Genomic DNA, 18,470 nt, shown 5'->3' with positions numbered 1-18,470 from the left:
CCAGGCCTGTCGAAGTCGACAAGCCCTACCCATTGTCTTTCATGCTGCATTACAACCCGAAATCCAATGGGTACAAAATTCATTACAAACGCTCAAACAGGACCATTGATTCCAGGTGTCCAGTGTGCGGAAACATATCGAGCATCGCCAGTCGCCGTATGGCGTATCCAGCGTTGAGCAAAGCATCGCTGTCACGAGCCAGCGTTGCTGGGTTACAGGATACATAAACAACGCGTATAGGTTCTAATTTTATAATATGTTGCATCACACCTGCAGCCCCCGCACGCGCAGGATCGAGCAATACTTTGTCGAATCCGTTTTTCGCCCACGGCTGTCGGGTAACATCTTCCTCAAGGTTTTCATGAAAGAATGTCACATTGTGTAATCCGTTATTCAGCGCGTTTTCTCGGCCTTTTTCCACCAACGCAGGAACACCTTCCACACCAACCACGCTTGCTGCCCGAGTTGCCAGCGGTAGGGTAAAATTGCCCATGCCACAGAACAGATCGAGTACACGATCTTCAGGTTGTACATCGAGCCATTCCAGCGCACGGGCGACCATTTGTTGGTTTACCCCTTCATTGACCTGAATAAAATCGCGCGGGCTGAAGGTTAACCGTAGTCCATTTGAGTCATACCAGGGCGATTCTTCTGATATTGATTCCAGTATCTCGCTTTGCGGGGCCAGAAACAAAGACAGCCCCTGAGAATGCGAAAAGCATTCCAGTTTTTCTTTATCCGCAGCACTCAATGGCGCCGTGTGGCGCAAAATCATCAGGGTTCCGCTTCCCACCTGTACCAGCTCAACATGGCCTAGATGGCGTAACCCTTGCAGACTTTCCAGACACGCTCTGAGATGGGGCAATAACGCCTCAAGCTGGGGCACCAAAATAGGGCATTGTTTGACATCGATAATGTCGCTGGAACCGGATTTGCGAAACCCCATCTGCAATTTTTGTTCTTTTGGCCGATAGTTCAGGCTCAAACGTGCGCGACGACGATAGCCCCACGGGGCATCAGCTATAACATCCGACACCTCACATTTCATTAAACGCGACAACGCCGCGCTTTTGCTACGCTGCTGCAATGAGATGCTGGCATGCTGCTGCTGGCAACCGCCGCACACGCCAAAATGCGGGCAACGTGGCACTTCACGCTGTGGGCTGTCGTTTAAACGTCGTTTTACTTGCGCGCGGGCAAACTGTTTTTTATCTTCGGTAATCACCACCTCGGCGCTTTCCTGGGGTAGCAATTCCGGTATAAACAACGCCTTTCCGTTATGGCGAGCGACGCCCTGACCAAAAGGATCGAGGTCATTGACGGTAACGGTTATGATCTGACGCGTCGTCACGCGTCGTTTTGCAGAGTAGAATTGCGCCATCGACGAGATATTTCTCTATTTAACAGTGTGACCCTAATTGTCCCATAACGGAACTCCATGACCAACTACAGCCTGCGCGCACGCATGATGATTCTGATCCTGGCCCCGACCGTCCTGATAGGTTTGTTGCTCAGTATCTTTTTTGTTGTGCATCGCTATAACGACTTGCAGCGTCAACTGGAAGATGCTGGTGCCAGCATCATTGAACCACTCGCGGTCTCCAGCGAATATGGCATGAACCTGCAAAACAGGGAATCCATCGGCCAGCTTATCAGCGTGCTGCATCGTCGCCATTCCGATATCGTGCGGGCAATTTCTGTTTATGACGAAAATAACCGACTGTTCGTCACCTCTAATTTTCATCTCGATCCGTCTGAAATGCAGTTGGCGACCGGTTCACCGTTTCCCCGTAAGCTGAGCGTCACCCGGCACGGGGATATCATGATCCTGCGAACCCCTATTATATCGGAAAGCTATTCACCGGATGAATCCGCCGTAAGCGACGCCAAAAACACCAAAAATATGCTGGGGTATGTGGCGCTTGAGCTGGACCTTAAGTCCGTACGATTGCAGCAGTACAAAGAGATCTTTATCTCCAGCGTAATGATGCTGTTTTGTATTGGTATCGCGTTAATTTTCGGCTGGCGTCTTATGCGCGACGTGACCGGCCCGATTCGCAATATGGTGAATACCGTTGACCGAATACGTAGAGGACAGCTCGACAGCCGCGTGGAAGGTTTCATGCTGGGCGAGCTGGATATGCTTAAAAATGGCATCAACTCGATGGCAATGTCTCTCGCGGCTTACCATGAAGAGATGCAGCACAACATCGATCAGGCCACCTCTGACCTGCGCGAAACGCTGGAGCAGATGGAAATCCAGAACGTCGAGCTGGATCTGGCGAAGAAACGCGCCCAGGAAGCGGCACGTATTAAGTCTGAGTTTCTGGCAAACATGTCCCACGAGCTGCGAACACCGCTGAATGGCGTGATTGGCTTCACCCGTCTGACGCTAAAAACCGAACTCAACACCACACAGCGCGATCATCTGAATACCATTGAACGCTCGGCCAACAATCTGTTAGCCATCATCAATGATGTACTCGACTTCTCCAAACTTGAGGCGGGCAAGCTGATTCTGGAAAGCATTCCATTCCCACTGCGCAGCACGCTGGATGACGTCGTTACGCTGTTAGCACATTCATCCCATGATAAAGGGCTTGAGCTGACGCTGAATATTAAGAATGACGTACCGGACAACGTCATCGGTGACCCGTTGCGTTTACAGCAGGTGATCACCAATCTGGTCGGCAATGCCATCAAATTTACCGAAGGCGGCAACATCGACATCCTGGTCGAGAAGCGAGCCCTTAGTAACACGAAAGTGCAAATTGAAGTACAAATCCGCGATACCGGGATCGGTATTCCTGAGCGCGATCAATCCCGTCTGTTCCAGGCCTTCCGCCAGGCGGATGCCAGTATTTCCCGGCGTCATGGCGGAACCGGGCTAGGCCTGGTCATTACGCAAAAACTGGTCAACGAAATGGGTGGGGATATATCCTTCCACAGCCAGCCGAACCGGGGCTCCACGTTCTGGTTCCATATCAGCCTCGATCTTAACCCTAATGTTCTCGTTGACCGCTCAACCACGCTCTGCCTGGCCGGTAAACGACTGGCCTACGTCGAACCTAACGCCACCGCCGCACAATGCACGTTAGATATATTGAGTGAAACACCGCTGGAGGTGATTTACAGCCCTTCATTCTCCGGGCTGCCGAAGGATCACTACGATATTCTGCTGCTCGGCATTCCGGTCACTTTACGCGAACCGCTCACCATGCAGCATGAGCGGCTGGCAAGCGCAGCGGCGATGACCGACTTTTTGTTACTGGCCCTCCCTTGCCATGCGCAGATTAACGCCGAGAAGTTAAAACAGGGCGGCGCGGCGGCGTGTCTGTTGAAACCTCTCACCTCAACCCGCTTACTGCCTGCGCTGACAGAGTATTGTCAGCTGAACCACAGCGCGGATCCGCTGCTGTTAGACGAGAGCAAAATCGCGATGACCGTCATGGCGGTAGACGACAACCCGGCGAACCTCAAGCTGATTGGCGCATTGCTGGAAGATAAGGTACAGCACGTCGTGCTCTGCGACAGCGGGCATCAGGCGGTGGATCGCGCCAGACAAATGCAATTTGATCTGATCCTGATGGATATTCAGATGCCTGATATGGACGGCATTCGCGCTTGTGAACTTATCCACCAGCTTCCTCATCAACAGCAGACACCTGTCATTGCGGTCACCGCACACGCGATGGCCGGGCAGAAAGAGAAGCTGCTCAGCGCCGGGATGAACGATTACCTTGCGAAGCCTATCGAGGAAGATAAGCTACATAATCTGCTGTTACGTTACAAACCGGGTGCAAGCACATCGCTGCGGGCACTCACCGCAGAACCTCTTGAGCCAGTCGTCAATCCGAACACGACGCTCGACTGGCAACTGGCATTAAGGCAAGCCGCGGGTAAGAACGATTTGGCGCGGGATATGCTGCAAATGCTGATCGATTTTCTGCCTGAGGTGCGTAACAAAATCGAAGAGCAACTGGTCGGAGAGAACCCCGAAGGGCTAGTGGATATGATTCACAAGCTGCACGGCAGTTGTGGTTATAGTGGTGTCCCCCGCATGAAAAACCTGTGTCAGCTCATTGAACAACAGCTACGCAGTGGAACCAAAGAAGAAGAGCTGGAACCTGAGTTTTTAGAGCTTCTGGATGAGATGGACAACGTTGCACGCGAAGCGAAGAAGTTGTTAGGGTAATATTCGCCGGATGCGGCGTAAACGCCTTATCCGGCCTACAGTTTTCACTGTTTACCGTAGAGCCGATAAGCGTCGTGCATCGGTCAGTAAACGCCTTCTCCGGCCTACAGGTTTCGCTGTTTACCGTAGGCCCGATAAGCGTCGCGCATCGGGCACATCGCCGAATGCGGCTAACAACTCAGCGTAATTGCTGCCCTGCTTTAAGCGTTGCGGCTACGTTTCGCGCCGTCATTCGTACGTTGTCGCTCGCGTTCTTCAGCGCCTCATCCAGGGTACAAATGGAGTAGATGACGCTGAAAACCGCATCCAGCCCATGCTCATGGACCACACCGACATCCGCCGTCAGGCTACCGGCAATGCCAATAACCGGTTTGTTGTAACGCTTTGCGACTTTCGCCACGCCAACCGGAACCTTACCGTGAATAGTCTGGCTGTCGATTCGCCCTTCACCCGTCACCACCAAATCCGCATCCTCAACGCAGGCGTCGAGGTGTAACGCATCCGTTACTATCTCAATACCGCAGCGTAGCTGTGCGCCGCAAAACGCATAGAGTGCCGCCCCCATACCACCAGCAGCGCCACCGCCGGCCAGATCCAGCACGTTGACGTCCAGATCGCGAACAATGAGTTGCGCATAGTGCGTGAGTGCCCGATCCAGGCGGGTAATCATCTCCGGCGTCGCCCCTTTTTGCGGGCCAAAAACCGCAGAAGCGCCCTCTTTTCCAGTCAACGGGTTGGTCACATCGCAGGCTACTTCAATACGACACGCGGCAAGTCGCTGGTCTAAATGAGAAATATCAATTCGGGCGAGCGATTCGAGGCCAGCCCCGCCATGGGCAATATCGTTATTTTGCGCATCCAGCAATTTTGCTCCCAGCGCTTGCACCATCCCGGCACCGCCATCATTGGTGGCGCTTCCGCCAATTCCAATGATGATATGCTCAACGCCTGCGTCCAACGCATGACGGATTAACTCCCCGGTTCCCCAGGATGTCGTTTTCAGCGGATCGCGTAATCCCGCAGGAACCTGTTCCAGTCCGCTGGCGGCCGCCATTTCGATAAACGCCGAGCGCTCATCACCGGATAAACCATAAAATGCCTGAATTGTGTTGCCCAAAGGGCCGGTAACATCAACATGCACAAGGTGACCTTGCGTTGCGGCAACCATCGCTTCGACCGTTCCTTCACCGCCATCTGCAACCGGAATCTTCACGTAATCCGCATCGGGCCAGATCTCACGAAACCCCTGCTCTATAGCCGTTGCCACCTCAAGCGCACTCAAACTTTCCTTATAGGAATCTGGTGCGATTACTATTTTCATAAAGCATCCTTACGCATGTTGACTATGTTAAGCATACACCAGGAGCAAAACCGCTCACTCTATAGGAGCGGTCCTGGATCACTTAGCGAACCATGCACGGACGCTTATTATCAAACGTCCAGTTCGGGATAAGATACTGCATACCCATCGCATCATCACGCGCACCCAGTCCATGTTGCTGGTACAGTTCATGCGCTTTCATGACCTGATCCATATCCAGCTCCACGCCCAGACCCGGTTTTGCCGGAACCTGCACCATGCCGCCTTTGATTTCAAACGGCTCTTTGGTCAAGCGCTGATTGCCTTCCTGCCAGATCCAGTGGGTATCGATAGCGGTTATTTTACCCGGAGCCGCCGCCGCAACATGCGTAAACATCGCCAGCGAAATATCAAAGTGGTTGTTAGAGTGCGATCCCCAGGTCAGCCCGAACTCATGGCACATCTGCGCCACACGGACAGAACCCTGCATGGTCCAGAAGTGCGGGTCCGCCAGTGGGATATCAACAGACTGCAACGACAGCGTATGCCCCATCTGACGCCAGTCGGTGGCGATCATGTTGGTGGCGGTCGGCAGACCGGTGGCGCGACGGAATTCCGCCATCACTTCACGACCTGAGAAGCCCTGCTCGGCACCGCACGGATCTTCCGCATAGGCCAGAGAACCCTTCAGATATTTGCCGATCTTAATCGCTTCATTTAGCGACCACGCGCCGTTCGGATCCAGCGTGACGCGGGCCTGCGGGAAGCGCTTCGCCAGCGCAACGATAGATTCTGCTTCCTCTTCCCCGGCCAGCACGCCGCCTTTCAGTTTAAAATCATTAAAACCATACTTCTCATATGCGGCTTCCGCCAGGCGCACTACCGCATCCGGGGTCATCGCTTCTTCATGACGCAGACGATACCAGTCGCATTTCTCATCCGGCTGACTCTGGTACGGCAGCGGCGTTGCCTTACGGTTACCCACGAAGAACAGGTAACCCAACATTTCAACTTCGCTACGCTGCTGGCCATCACCCAGTAAAGAGGCGACGTTTACGCCCAGATGCTGACCTAACAGATCCAACATCGCCGCTTCGATCCCAGTAACCACATGAATAGTGGTACGTAAATCGAAGGTCTGCAAACCGCGGCCGCCCGCATCACGATCGGCAAAAGTATTACGTACCGCATTCAGCACGTTTTTGTATTCACCTAACGTTTTACCTACCACCAGCGGGATCGCATCCTCCAGCGTTTTGCGAATTTTTTCGCCGCCGGGAATTTCACCCACACCGGTATGACCGGAGTTATCTTTAATAATCACAATATTGCGCGTGAAGAACGGAGCATGTGCGCCGCTCAGGTTCATCAGCATGCTGTCATGACCCGCAACCGGAATAACCTGCATAGAGGTAACCAATGGGGTAGAAAATTGTGCGCTCATAATTAAGTCCTTATTCAAAATTAGTGGCGGCCGAAAACGGGACGTTTACGGTCAAAAGTCCATCCGGGGATCAGATACTGCATTGGGCCTGCGTCATTACGTGCGCCGCCGGGCAGCGCCTTATAGGCTTCATGCGCTTTCTGTACCTGATCCCAATCCAGTTCCACGCCCAGACCGGGCGCATCGGGTACCGCAATTTTTCCGTTTTTAATCTCCAGCGGATTTTTGGTCAGGCGGCAATCGCCCTCCTGCCAGATCCAGTGGGTATCGATAGCCGTTGGATTACCCGGTGCAGCAGCGCCGACGTGGGTAAACATTGCCAGGGAAATATCAAAATGATTGTTAGAATGGCAGCCCCAGGTCAGGCCCCAGTCATCGCATAACTGTGCCACGCGTACCGCGCCAGAAAGGGTCCAGAAGTGCGGATCGGCCAGCGGAATATCTACTGAGTTCAGCATCACCGCATGGCCCATTTCACGCCAGTTGGTGGCTATCATGTTCGTTGCTACCGGCAGACCGGTTGCACGGCGGAACTCGGCCATCACTTCGCGGCCAGAAAAACCCTGTTCAGCGCCACATGGATCTTCGGCGTAGGTCAGAACATCGTTCAGCCCTTTACACAGGGAGATGGCTTCATCCAGCAGCCAGGCACCGTTGGGATCAACCGTAATACGTGCATCCGGGAAGCATTTTTTCAGCGCGCGAGCGGTGTCGATTTCCTGTTCGCCAGGCAGTACACCGCCCTTGAGTTTGAAATCTTTAAAGCCGTAGCGATCCTGCGAAGCCTGAGCCAGACGTACCACCGCCTCACTGTTCATCGCCTGCTGATGACGCAGGTGATACCACTCATGGTTTCCCGGCGTGCTTTCCAGATACGGTAAATCGGTCTTTGTGCGATCGCCCACGTAGAACAGATAGCCGAGTACGGTGACCGCATCGCGCTGCTTGCCCGGCCCTAACAGTTCACAAACCGGCACGTTCAGCGCCTTACCCAACAGGTCGAGCAATGCGGCTTCCAGCGCCGCTACCGCATTGACCCGCAGTTCAAAGGTCCAGGCGCCTTTGCCAAAAGTGTCAAAATCAGCGGCCTGGTTGCCTTTATGCACCTGCTGCACCACCTTATTAAGGCGCGCGACTTCCTGGCCCAACACCTGTGGAATCGCATCCACCAGCGTCTGATAAATCACTTCGCCACCAGGCGCTTCACCGACACCGGTATTTCCGGCGTTATCGGTGAGCACCACGATATTACGAGTAAAGTATGCGTTATGCGCCCCACCAATATTGAGCAGCATGCTGTCATGACCGGCCACCGGGATGACCTTCATATCGGTAATAACGGGACTCGATTGTGTTGTCATCATCATTGTCCTGCGATAGGTTTCAATTCGATACGTTTAATATCGCCCACCAGCACTAGGTAGCTCACCACCGCAATCAGCGCATGTACCCCGACGTAAATCAACGCGCCGTTAAACGAGCCGGTGGTCCCTACGATGTAGCCGATAGCAATTGGCGTGACGATGCCGGAGATGTTGCCAAACATGTTGAACAAACCGCCGCTCAGACCGCTGATCTCTTTAGGTGCAGTATCAGCCATCACCGCCCATCCCAGCGCACCGATACCTTTGCCGAAGAAGGCCAGCGCCATAAAGCCGATGATCATCCACTCCACATTGACGTAGTTACAGAACACCATCACCATCGACAGCAGCATACCGAGTACGATTGGCGTTTTACGGGCGATATTCAGCGAACCGGTACGGCGCATCAACCAGTCGGAAATAATGCCGCCGAGCACGCCGCCGGCGAATCCGCAAATGGCCGGAACCGAAGCAACAAAGCCAGCTTTCAAAATCGACATACCGCGAGCCTGCACCAGATAAACCGGGAACCAGGTGATAAAGAAGTAGGTCAGCGCGTTAATGCAGTACTGGCCGATGTAAATCCCGATCATCATCCGTGAACCCAGCAGCTGTTTGATTTGCCCCCACTTCACGCTAAACGGCACTTTAGTTTTGGCTGCCGCCTGATCCATGTTGATCAGCGCCCCACCTTCGGCAATGTACTCCAGCTCTTTTTGGTTTACGCCCGGGTGCTGGTTCGGTTCATGAATCACCTTCAGCCAGACGAAGCTGATAATGATCCCGAGGCCGCCCATAAAAAAGAACACATGCGACCAGCCCACTTCATGGGTCAGCCAACCCATGATTGGCGCGAAGATAACGGTGGCAAAGTATTGCGCAGAGTTAAAGATAGCGACCGCCGTGCCCCTTTCCTGTGCCGGGAACCACGCCGCCACAATACGACTGTTGCCGGGGAAGGAGGGCGCTTCAGCTAAACCGACGAGGAAACGCAGAGTAAACAGCGCAACGATAATGCCGAAACCACTGAAGATATCGACAAAACCCTGCAACAGGGTAAACATGGACCAAATAAAGATGGACCAGAAATAAACGCGTTTTGAACCAAAGCGGTCGAGCAACCAGCCGCCGGGGATCTGGCCGATAACATAGGCCCATGAGAAAGCGGAGAATACATACCCCATCCCTACCGCATCCAGACCAATGTCTTTGGCCATCTCCGAACCGGCAATGGATAAGGTGGCGCGATCGCCGTAGTTGAAGGATGTGACGATAAACAGCATCACCACTATCCAGTAGCGAGCGTTAGTGCGTTTTTCCGCGCTGCTCGCCGCCTGACTTAATGAACTCATTGTTGCACTCCTGAATCCTGGCTTTCGCCAGTTCATTCTGTACAGCACCTGTAGGGTGATCAGAATGAGAGGTTAGTGTGTGGCAGTGTTGGTACAGCTCAGGGCCGTTTTATTCTGACTCGCTGCCATTCCGGGAACTGACGGGAAAAGTATATGAAGGAGTGCCACTTGCCCTCACCGTGCATGAACACAACATTAGGGAGGCAGTGAGAAGTTGTTTGGGGCATAAGCCCAAAGTAGTGGAAGTTAGTTCACGTAATTGGGGTTTTATTGCCGGGTGGCGGCTTCGCCTGGCCCGGCTTGCGGTTCAAATGGGGGTTGCAGCCCGTACGGGCGAGGGAGTTATTTAAGCAAGGTTCCCCAGTTTTCTACCCAGGGATTGGATTCGCTTTCCGGTTCAGGATGCTCGCTGGCATCAATCAGCAGCATTTCTCCTACACGGTGGGCGCTTTGTTCCTGCAACAAGGCATCGAACTGTTTGCCGCCATTGCAGAAATTAACGTAGCTACTGTCGCCCAGCGCAATGACCCCGTAATGCAGATTTGGCTGGAAACCGAGATTATCTTTGATCCCTTGAAACAGCGGCACGATGCTATCCGGCAGATCGCCCTGCCCGGTCGTGGAAGTCACCACCAGTACATATTTATCCTGATATGCCTGCCAGTCGCTAAGCTCCGGATCTTCGAACACCGTAGCTTTATGACCATGCGCCGTCAAAATAGCTTCGGCCTCTTCGGCAACCAGCAGCGCGTTTCCGTACATCGTGCCGACAAAAATTCCAATTTCCGCCATAACCGTAATCTCCTGGGACTTAAGAATCTATCTGCTCATCCTGACCTGACAGCCCGCTGAACTCAACCCTTTCATTCTCAGAGAGAAGTCCACGCCAGCCAAACTGTGATAACGCCTGCATCCAGACGTCATCCAGCCCGGCGCGAATAACCAGCGGTTCGCCGGTGAAAGGATGGGTCAGCGCAAGCTGGCTGGCATGCAGCATCAATCTCTGGCAACCGAAATGCTCCGCGGCGCTGCGGTTTTGCCGCAAATCACCATGCTTGCTGTCGCCGATAATCGGATGGCGCAAGTGCGCCAGATGGCGTCTGAGCTGGTGCTTGCGACCGGTTTTAGGGTCCAGCTCCACCAGCCCGTAACGGGTAGTCGGATAACGCCCGGTCGCTACCGGCATTTCTACCGTTGCCAGGCCACGATAATGGGTGACAGCAGGCTGCGGGCCTTTATCATCGCGGGCAAACTTATCGGCAATCTTATCCAGCTCTTCGACCAGCGGGTAATCCAGCACGGCATCATCCATCAGCCAGCCACGCACAATCGCATGATAGCGTTTCTGAATTTGATGATGTTCAAACTGCTGGGACAGTAAACGCCCGGCTTCGCTGGACAGCCCCATCAGCAGCACGCCGGAGGTTGGCCTGTCGAGTCGATGGGCGGTAAATACGTGCTGACCAATTTGGTCGCGCACCGTTTGCATCACCACCACTTTCTCATCCCGGTCGAGCCAACTGCGGTGAACCAACCAGCCCGAAGGTTTATTGACGGCGACCAGCCATTCGTCCTGATAAAGAATTTCCAGCATCAGGCGTTATCACTTGTAAACAGCGCATCCAGCTCCTGCAACGCCGCCAGGAGAATGTCGCGTTGCGGGTGATCGGCTGCCAGCGCCATTTCGTAATACGGAGCGACGGCAAATGCCTGCGGAAGCGGCTGCGCGTTATCAATCAACGTATGCATGCGGGGAATCAACACCCACTGCAGCCACTCGACGGGCTCCATGGTATCCATACAAAAAGGCTGCGTACTGGTAAACAGATGCTCTGCTGGCTCATCCATCCGCCAGTGATGATGTTCACGCAGTAGCGCTTCAAGTGCGTGCAACTGCTGGCGCACACGGTCATGAGTCGTCATGAAATTAACCTCAATGATGAAAAAATCTGGCGCGAAGAATAGCACTAGTGGAGGGAAATAAAAAAAGGGAGCACTGTAAAAACAGTGCTCCCGGTTCGTTTCGCAGCATTCCAGCTACTTTTAGTGCTCCCTGCTCATCCGTGACAACTTTTCCTGTGGTCTTGCGACCGTGTTCATCCTGAACTTTTGCATCCTGCTCACATCACCCCGATGTGAAAACTTCATCCTGAAGTATCCTGGCCATCCAGACCCGCCGAACATCCTGACCGGCTCTCATTCTCCATCCTGGAGGTGTCCTTTAACGCATCCAGCGTCTTCCTCTTTGCTTCGTCCTGAAGCCTGTCCTTGCAACACCGTCCTGGTGTGTCCTGGCGAAGAGCCATCATCCTGATGTTCTCTTCGTTGTGCGACTCCTTGTCGACAGATATAGAATCGCCTGTTTCGCTTTGTCTTACAAGATGCTTACAGGCTTACTCTTACGATTATTTTCGTATGAAAGTTGACAATAAAACACTAACCAGTTGAATAATAATAAATTATTATTTTATCAATTCATTAAGTCTTTACTTATCACCTGGCAATGTCCTACAGGGCTTGTAAGAGATCTCTCACAAGATTCAGGGCAAACTGGATTACAGAACTGGCTTAAGTTGAATGAGGAATTCCGCAAGTGAGGCCGCCAGCACCGTTCGTTTACGGGTGCCCAGCGTTTCTTTGCACACTTCACCGGACAGATTGCAAACCGAAATGACGTCAAGCTCATTATCTTGTGTGGCAATAAAAAGCGTAGGCGAAAGCTTAAGTCGCTTTTGCGTAACCAGATGACCAATCAGGTTTTCCTGAACGCGCCTGAAGTCATCTTCACTCCAGGTTTGCAGCAGCGTCAGCTTTTCATCCGCAAACTGCGCGTGCATATCCCCGGCAAACTGGGTGGTGTAAAAAGCGTGAACAGCGGGTTGTACCACAATATCAAAGGCCCGTTCAACCGCATTGAGGTTATTTTCGCCGACAAAAGGTTGAGGCCGCCAAAATACGGCATCGTCTGTGGAAGAAATGATACACGGAGAAGGTACGCCATACAGCTCTTCGCTGAGCGGCCAACTGTTGTTTTTTTCATGCCATGCGTCGCAATAACGCGTCGTAAAGGCTATCAACGCCTGCGCTGTCAATTCGTCCACTGATTTCTCTCTTCACAAAAGCCAGGATACACTTGTCGCATAGTGTATCTGGTTTATGACGGTGAAACATGTCCTCTTATGAAAATCATCAGGCGCTTAACGGCCTGACTCTTGGTAAATCAACGGATTACCGAGACAATTACGATGCAAGTCTGTTGCAGGGCGTTCCGCGCAGCCTGAATCGCGACCCGCTGGATTTAAAGGCCGATAACTTGCCTTTTCACGGTGCGGATATCTGGACGCTATATGAACTGTCGTGGCTGAATGCCAACGGCTTACCGCAAGTCGCGGTCGGTCACGTGGAACTGGATTACACCAGCGTAAATCTGATTGAGTCGAAAAGCTTTAAGCTTTACCTGAACAGTTTTAACCAGACGCGTTTTGATTCCTGGGACGCGGTACGCCAGATACTGGAAAACGATCTTCGCGCCTGCGCTCAAGGTGATGTCAGCGTGGCGCTGTACCGCCTTGACGAACTGGAAGGGCAGCCGATAGCCCACTTTAATGGGACCTGTATCGACAATCAGGATATCGTCATCGACAACTACCAGTTCAGCACTGCGTATCTGGAAAATGCCGTGAGCGGTGAAAAAGCAGTGGAAGAGACGCTGGTCAGCCACCTGCTGAAATCCAACTGTCTGATTACCCATCAACCCGACTGGGGCTCCATACAAATTCAGTATCGTGGACGGAAAATCGACAGAGAGAAGCTGCTGCGTTATCTGGTCTCCTTCCGCCACCATAATGAATTTCATGAGCAGTGCGTGGAACGTATTTTCAATGACATTCTGCGCTTCTGCCAGCCAGAGAAACTGAGCGTCTACGCACGCTACACGCGACGTGGCGGCCTGGACATTAACCCATGGCGCACCAACACCGATTTCACTCCGGCAACCGGTCGTCTGGTACGTCAGTAATCTTTTTTCTCAATTTTGCGTGTCGGATTCCGCGCGCAAGGTTGTGAAAGGTCATAAGCCAGGGCTATTGTAATCAATAGGGAATGACGTGTTGCGTCCCATAAGGAGTTTACTTGATTACACATATTAGCCCGCTTGGCTCAATGGACATGTTGTCGCAGCTGGAAGTCGATATGCTTAAACGCACGGCCAGCAGCGACCTGTATCAACTGTTTCGTAACTGTTCGCTTGCCGTTCTGAACTCCGGCAGTTTGACCGACAACAGCAAAGAACTGCTGTCACGCTTTGAAAGTTTCGATATTAACGTACTGCGCCGCGAACGGGGCGTGAAGCTGGAACTGATCAACCCACCTGAAGATGCGTTTGTTGACGGACGCATTATTCGTGCGCTACAGGCAAACCTGTTTGCCGTGCTGCGTGACATTCTGTTCGTCAATGGCCAGATCCATAACGCTGGTCGTTTTCAGCATTTGGATCTCGAAAGCTCGGTGCATATTACCAACCTCGTATTCTCGATCCTGCGTAATGCACGGGCGCTGCACGTTGGTGAAGCGCCGAACATGGTCGTCTGCTGGGGCGGTCACTCAATCAACGAGAATGAATACCTGTACGCCCGTCGCGTCGGCACCCAACTGGGCCTGCGCGAACTAAACATCTGTACCGGCTGCGGTCCGGGGGCGATGGAAGCGCCAATGAAAGGCGCTGCGGTCGGCCACGCCCAGCAGCGATACAAAGACAGCCGCTTTATTGGCATGACCGAACCGTCAATCATCGCCGCTGAACCGCCTAACCCGCTGGTAAACGAACTGATCATCATGCCGGACATTGAAAAACGTCTGGAAGCGTTCGTGCGTATCGCCCACGGTATTATCATCTTCCCGGGTGGCGTAGGGACAGCAGAAGAGCTGCTGTATCTGCTGGGGATCCTGATGAATCCTGCCAACAAAGATCAGGTTCTACCGCTGATCCTGACCGGACCAAAAGAGAGTGCGGATTACTTCCGCGTGCTGGACGAATTTATCGTGCACACGCTGGGGGAAGATGCGCGTCGCCACTATCGCATCATCATTGACGATGCGGCAGAAGTGGCGCGTCTGATGAAAAAAGCGATGCCGCTGGTGAAAGAAAACCGTCGCGACACAGGAGATGCTTACAGCTTTAACTGGTCGATTCGTATCGCGCCCGATCTGCAGATGCCGTTCGAGCCGTCCCATGAAAACATGGCCAACCTGAAGCTGTACCCGGATCAACCCGTTGAAGTATTGGCCGCCGATTTACGGCGTGCATTCTCCGGTATTGTGGCAGGTAACGTGAAGGAAGTCGGGATCCGCGCTATTGAAGAGTTTGGCCCGTACAAAATCCACGGTGACCGCGAAATGATGCGCCGCATGGACGATCTCCTGCAGGGCTTTGTTGCACAACATCGTATGAAGTTACCGGGCACTGCGTATATCCCTTGTTACGAGATCTGCGCCTAACCTTCAACACCCGCTAGCAGCGCTATAGCGGTGACAGTTTTGTCCATATCAAAGCCGGGTTTGGCGCACTTGCCTCCCGGCTTTTTTTAGTGATACCAGTCACATAGCTCCGACAATCATATAAATGCCAGTGATGATTCATAAAAAACAGCGAGCACCGCAAACGATTACCTTGAAAAACCAACCGTGATTTATCTTAGAAAATTATTATTAGTCGCCGAAATCATCTAAAAACAACAGTTTTTACAGCTGAACACGCCTATCTTCGCGCCTTCGCTTTCATGAGATATGTCGTTAATGTTAGCCTTCGCGCCCGTAAATTCGCTTTGACTATTTTTTAACAGATTAATGGCCCAAATTTATCCACATAAAAGGTGGATTATTGCATTTGGGATCCCGATCACTGATACATTCATTACTAAAATGTATCTTTCCGCCCGAAAATTATTACGGCGAAAAATTATATAAAAATCGCTCAACGAATTTCGATTTACAGTCGGGTACTTTCTCATTGGATTGACCCCAAACCCGACTTTTTAAGCTTCCTCCAGGAGAAATAGATGGAAAACACTCAAACCAGCACTATCGTTACGGGCCAGACCCGCAGCGCATGGCGCAAAACAGACACCATGTGGATGCTGGGCCTTTACGGCACGGCGATTGGGGCGGGTGTATTGTTCCTGCCGATTAACGCAGGCGTAGGCGGTATGATCCCGCTGATCATCATGGCGATCCTTGCCTTCCCAATGACCTTCTTTGCACACCGTGGCCTGACTCGCTTTGTGCTGTCCGGTAAAAATCCGGGTGAAGACATCACCGAAGTTGTAGAAGAACACTTTGGTGTTGGTGCAGGTAAACTGATTACCCTGCTCTACTTCTTCGCTATCTACCCGATTCTGTTGGTTTACAGCGTAGCCATCACCAACACGGTTGAAAGCTTTCTGACCCACCAGCTGGCGATTACGCCGCCGCCGCGCGCAATCCTGTCACTGATCCTGATTGTCGGCATGATGACCATCGTGCGCTTCGGTGAGCAGATGATCGTTAAGGCGATGAGCATCCTGGTATTCCCGTTCGTTGCGGCGCTGATGCTGCTGGCGCTGTACCTGATCCCTCAGTGGAGCGGTGCGATTCTGGAAACCATGTCTTTTGACTCTGCGGCAACCACCGGCAACGGCCTGCTGTTGACCCTGTGGCTGGCAATTCCGGTAATGGTGTTCTCCTTCAACCACTCCCCGATCATCTCCTCCTTCGCCGTGGCGAAGCGTGAAGAGTACGGTGATGAAGCAGAGAAAAAATGCTCCAAGATTCTGGCATTCGCTCACATCATGATGGTACTGACCGTTATGTTCTTCGTCTTCAGCTGCGTATTCAGCCTGACTCCGGCAGACCTGGCAGCAGCGAAAGAGCAGAACATCTCGATTCTGTCTTACCTGGCGAACCACTTTAACGCGCCGATTATTGCCTGGATGGCACCGATCATCGCGATTATCGCTATCACCAAATCCTTCCTGGGCCACTACCTGGGCGCACGTGAAGGCTTCAATGGTATGGTGATTAAGTCTCTGCGCGGCAAAGGCAAATCCATCGAAATCAACAAACTGAACAAAATCACTGCGCTGTTCATGCTGGTAACCACCTGGATTGTGGCGACGCTGAACCCAAGCATCCTCGGCATGATTGAGACCCTGGGTGGCCCAATCATCGCGATGATTCTGTTCCTGATGCCGATGTATGCCATTCAGAAAGTACCGGCAATGCGTAAGTACAGCGGCCATATCAGCAACGTCTTCGTTGTGATTATGGGCCTGATCGCTATCTCCGCTATTTTCTACTCTCTGTTCAGTTAATTCCCCTGCGCCGCTCCTCGGGGCGGCGCACCTCGATACACAATGGACGCCTCATGATTAGCGTATTCGATATTTTCAAAATCGGCATTGGCCCTTCCAGCTCCCACACTGTTGGCCCGATGAAAGCAGGCAAACAATTCACGGATGACCTGATTGCACGCGGAATTCTCACTGACGTAACCCGCGTAGTGGTTGATGTCTATGGCTCTTTATCTCTGACGGGGAAAGGTCACCATACCGACATCGCGATTATTATGGGCCTGGCGGGTAATCTGCCGGATACCGTAGACATTGATGCCATTCCGTCCTTTATCCAGGATGTGAATACTCATGGGCGTTTGCTGCTGGCAGACGGTCAACATGAGGTCGAGTTCCCGGTCGATAAGTGCATGAATTTCCATGCGGACAATCTGTCCCTGCACGAAAACGGGATGCGCATTACCGCACTGGCGGGCGAAAAGGCCATTTACAGCCAGACTTACTATTCCATTGGCGGTGGGTTCATCGTTGATGAAGAACATTTTGGTTTACCGAACAACTCTCCGGTAAACGTGCCATATCCGTATAAATCCGCAGCTGATTTGCAACGTCATTGCCAGGAAACCGGCCTGTCGCTTTCCGGTCTGATGATGCAAAACGAACTGGCGCTGCACAGCAAAGAAGAGCTGGAACAGCACTTTGCTAACGTCTGGGAAGTGATGCGTAGCGGGATTGAACGCGGCATCACCACCGAAGGTGTATTGCCGGGCAAACTGCGCGTTCCGCGTCGTGCTGCTGCGCTGCGTCGCATGCTGGTCAGCAGCGACAAAACCACCACCGACCCGATGGCGGTTGTTGACTGGATCAACATGTTCGCGCTGGCCGTGAACGAAGAAAACGCAGCCGGTGGACGCGTGGTGACTGCACCAACCAACGGTGCATGCGGGATTGTTCCTGCCGTACTGGCGTATTACGACAAGTTTATCCGTGAAGTGAACGCTAACTCGCTGGCACGCTACATGCTGGTCGCGAGCGCCATTGGTTCACTGTACAAGATGAACGCCTCTATCTCTGGTGCCGAAGTCGGCTGTCAGGGTGAAGTTGGCGTCGCCTGCTCCATGGCAGCGGCTGGTCTGGCTGAACTGCTGGGCGGTAGCCCAATGCAGGTATGCATCGCGGCAGAAATCGGTATGGAACACAACCTGGGTCTGACCTGCGACCCGGTTGCCGGCCAGGTTCAGGTACCGTGCATTGAGCGTAATGCCATTGCTTCGGTTAAAGCGGTGAACGCTGCACGTATGGCGCTGCGCCGTACCAGTGAACCACGCGTGTGCCTCGATAAAGTTATCGAGACCATGTACGAAACCGGTAAAGACATGAATGCCAAATACCGCGAAACCTCTCGTGGTGGTCTGGCGATGAAGATTGTCACCTGCGATTAATTCTCAGCACATTTTCGTATCTGTAGGCCGGATAAGGCGCTCGCCGTA

14 protein-coding genes are annotated in these 18,470 nt (G+C 52.8%); 5 read left to right on the top strand and 9 right to left on the bottom strand.

Annotated elements, in window-relative coordinates; all coding sequences use genetic code 11:
* Positions 1-82: 82 nt before the first annotated feature.
* Complete coding sequence (gene rlmD / locus OGY37_RS09040) at positions 83-1,381, bottom strand: 23S rRNA (uracil(1939)-C(5))-methyltransferase RlmD (RefSeq protein WP_286620624.1); 1,299 nt, start codon at positions 1,379-1,381, stop codon at positions 83-85.
* A 57-nt stretch (positions 1,382-1,438) separates the two neighbouring features.
* On the opposite strand from rlmD, the gene barA reads away from it, so the two are divergent.
* A complete protein-coding gene (gene barA, locus OGY37_RS09035; RefSeq protein WP_126317476.1) occupies positions 1,439-4,195 on the top strand; it encodes a two-component sensor histidine kinase BarA in 2,757 nt (918 codons plus the stop codon).
* Between the two features lie 178 nt (positions 4,196-4,373).
* On the opposite strand, the gene OGY37_RS09030 is transcribed toward barA, so the two are convergent.
* The 8 genes from OGY37_RS09030 to syd all read right to left on the bottom strand — a co-directional run bounded on the left by OGY37_RS09030 (position 4,374) and on the right by syd (position 12,756).
* The gene (locus tag OGY37_RS09030) at positions 4,374-5,516 is read right to left on the bottom strand and encodes a glycerate kinase (RefSeq protein ID WP_286553138.1); all 1,143 of its coding nucleotides are present in this window, start codon (positions 5,514-5,516) and stop codon (positions 4,374-4,376) included.
* Between the two features lie 82 nt (positions 5,517-5,598).
* Positions 5,599-6,939 (bottom strand): glucarate dehydratase, encoded by a 1,341-nt coding sequence (gene gudD / locus OGY37_RS09025; RefSeq protein WP_003034111.1) that lies wholly within the window; start codon positions 6,937-6,939, stop codon positions 5,599-5,601.
* Between the two features lie 20 nt (positions 6,940-6,959).
* Positions 6,960-8,300 carry an enolase C-terminal domain-like protein gene (locus OGY37_RS09020; RefSeq protein WP_048215648.1) on the bottom strand — a complete coding sequence of 447 codons (1,341 nt, stop codon included), beginning with the start codon at positions 8,298-8,300 and terminating at the stop codon, positions 6,960-6,962.
* Positions 8,301-8,302: 2 nt separating this feature from the next.
* On the bottom strand, positions 8,303-9,655 hold the full coding sequence (gudP, locus tag OGY37_RS09015; RefSeq protein WP_286620622.1) for a galactarate/glucarate/glycerate transporter GudP: 1,353 nt from the start codon (positions 9,653-9,655) through the stop codon (positions 8,303-8,305).
* 342 nt (positions 9,656-9,997) lie between these two features.
* Positions 9,998-10,447, bottom strand: coding sequence for a flavodoxin (locus OGY37_RS09010; protein ID WP_286620620.1), 450 nt, complete (start codon positions 10,445-10,447; stop codon positions 9,998-10,000).
* Between the two features lie 19 nt (positions 10,448-10,466).
* Positions 10,467-11,249, bottom strand: a complete 783-nt coding sequence (truC, locus tag OGY37_RS09005; protein ID WP_126317471.1) for a tRNA pseudouridine(65) synthase TruC — start codon at positions 11,247-11,249, stop codon at positions 10,467-10,469.
* Positions 11,249-11,578 (bottom strand): YqcC family protein, encoded by a 330-nt coding sequence (locus tag OGY37_RS09000; RefSeq protein WP_003825670.1) that lies wholly within the window; start codon positions 11,576-11,578, stop codon positions 11,249-11,251. Before OGY37_RS09000 ends, truC begins: the two co-directional genes overlap by 1 nt.
* A gap of 632 nt (positions 11,579-12,210) precedes the next feature.
* Positions 12,211-12,756: a SecY-interacting protein gene (gene syd, locus OGY37_RS08995; protein ID WP_149384703.1), complete on the bottom strand. Its 546-nt coding sequence runs from the start codon at positions 12,754-12,756 to the stop codon at positions 12,211-12,213.
* A gap of 68 nt (positions 12,757-12,824) precedes the next feature.
* On the opposite strand from syd, the gene queF reads away from it, so the two are divergent.
* From queF to OGY37_RS08975, 4 genes are all read left to right on the top strand, one after another.
* Positions 12,825-13,673 (top strand): NADPH-dependent 7-cyano-7-deazaguanine reductase QueF, encoded by an 849-nt coding sequence (gene queF / locus OGY37_RS08990; protein ID WP_286620618.1) that lies wholly within the window; start codon positions 12,825-12,827, stop codon positions 13,671-13,673.
* A 113-nt stretch (positions 13,674-13,786) separates the two neighbouring features.
* Complete coding sequence (gene ppnN / locus OGY37_RS08985) at positions 13,787-15,151, top strand: nucleotide 5'-monophosphate nucleosidase PpnN (protein WP_003034076.1); 1,365 nt, start codon at positions 13,787-13,789, stop codon at positions 15,149-15,151.
* A gap of 560 nt (positions 15,152-15,711) precedes the next feature.
* Positions 15,712-17,001: an HAAAP family serine/threonine permease gene (locus tag OGY37_RS08980; RefSeq protein WP_003034073.1), complete on the top strand. Its 1,290-nt coding sequence runs from the start codon at positions 15,712-15,714 to the stop codon at positions 16,999-17,001.
* 53 nt (positions 17,002-17,054) lie between these two features.
* Positions 17,055-18,422: an L-serine ammonia-lyase gene (locus OGY37_RS08975; RefSeq protein ID WP_003034070.1), complete on the top strand. Its 1,368-nt coding sequence runs from the start codon at positions 17,055-17,057 to the stop codon at positions 18,420-18,422.
* Positions 18,423-18,470 lie beyond the last annotated feature (48 nt).

The organism is Citrobacter sp. Cpo030, from assembly GCF_030333005.1.
GTDB lineage: Bacteria > Pseudomonadota > Gammaproteobacteria > Enterobacterales > Enterobacteriaceae > Citrobacter > Citrobacter portucalensis.
The sequence above is the reverse complement of the archived record's forward strand: the minus strand, read 5'-3'. Positions and strand labels throughout refer to the sequence as shown.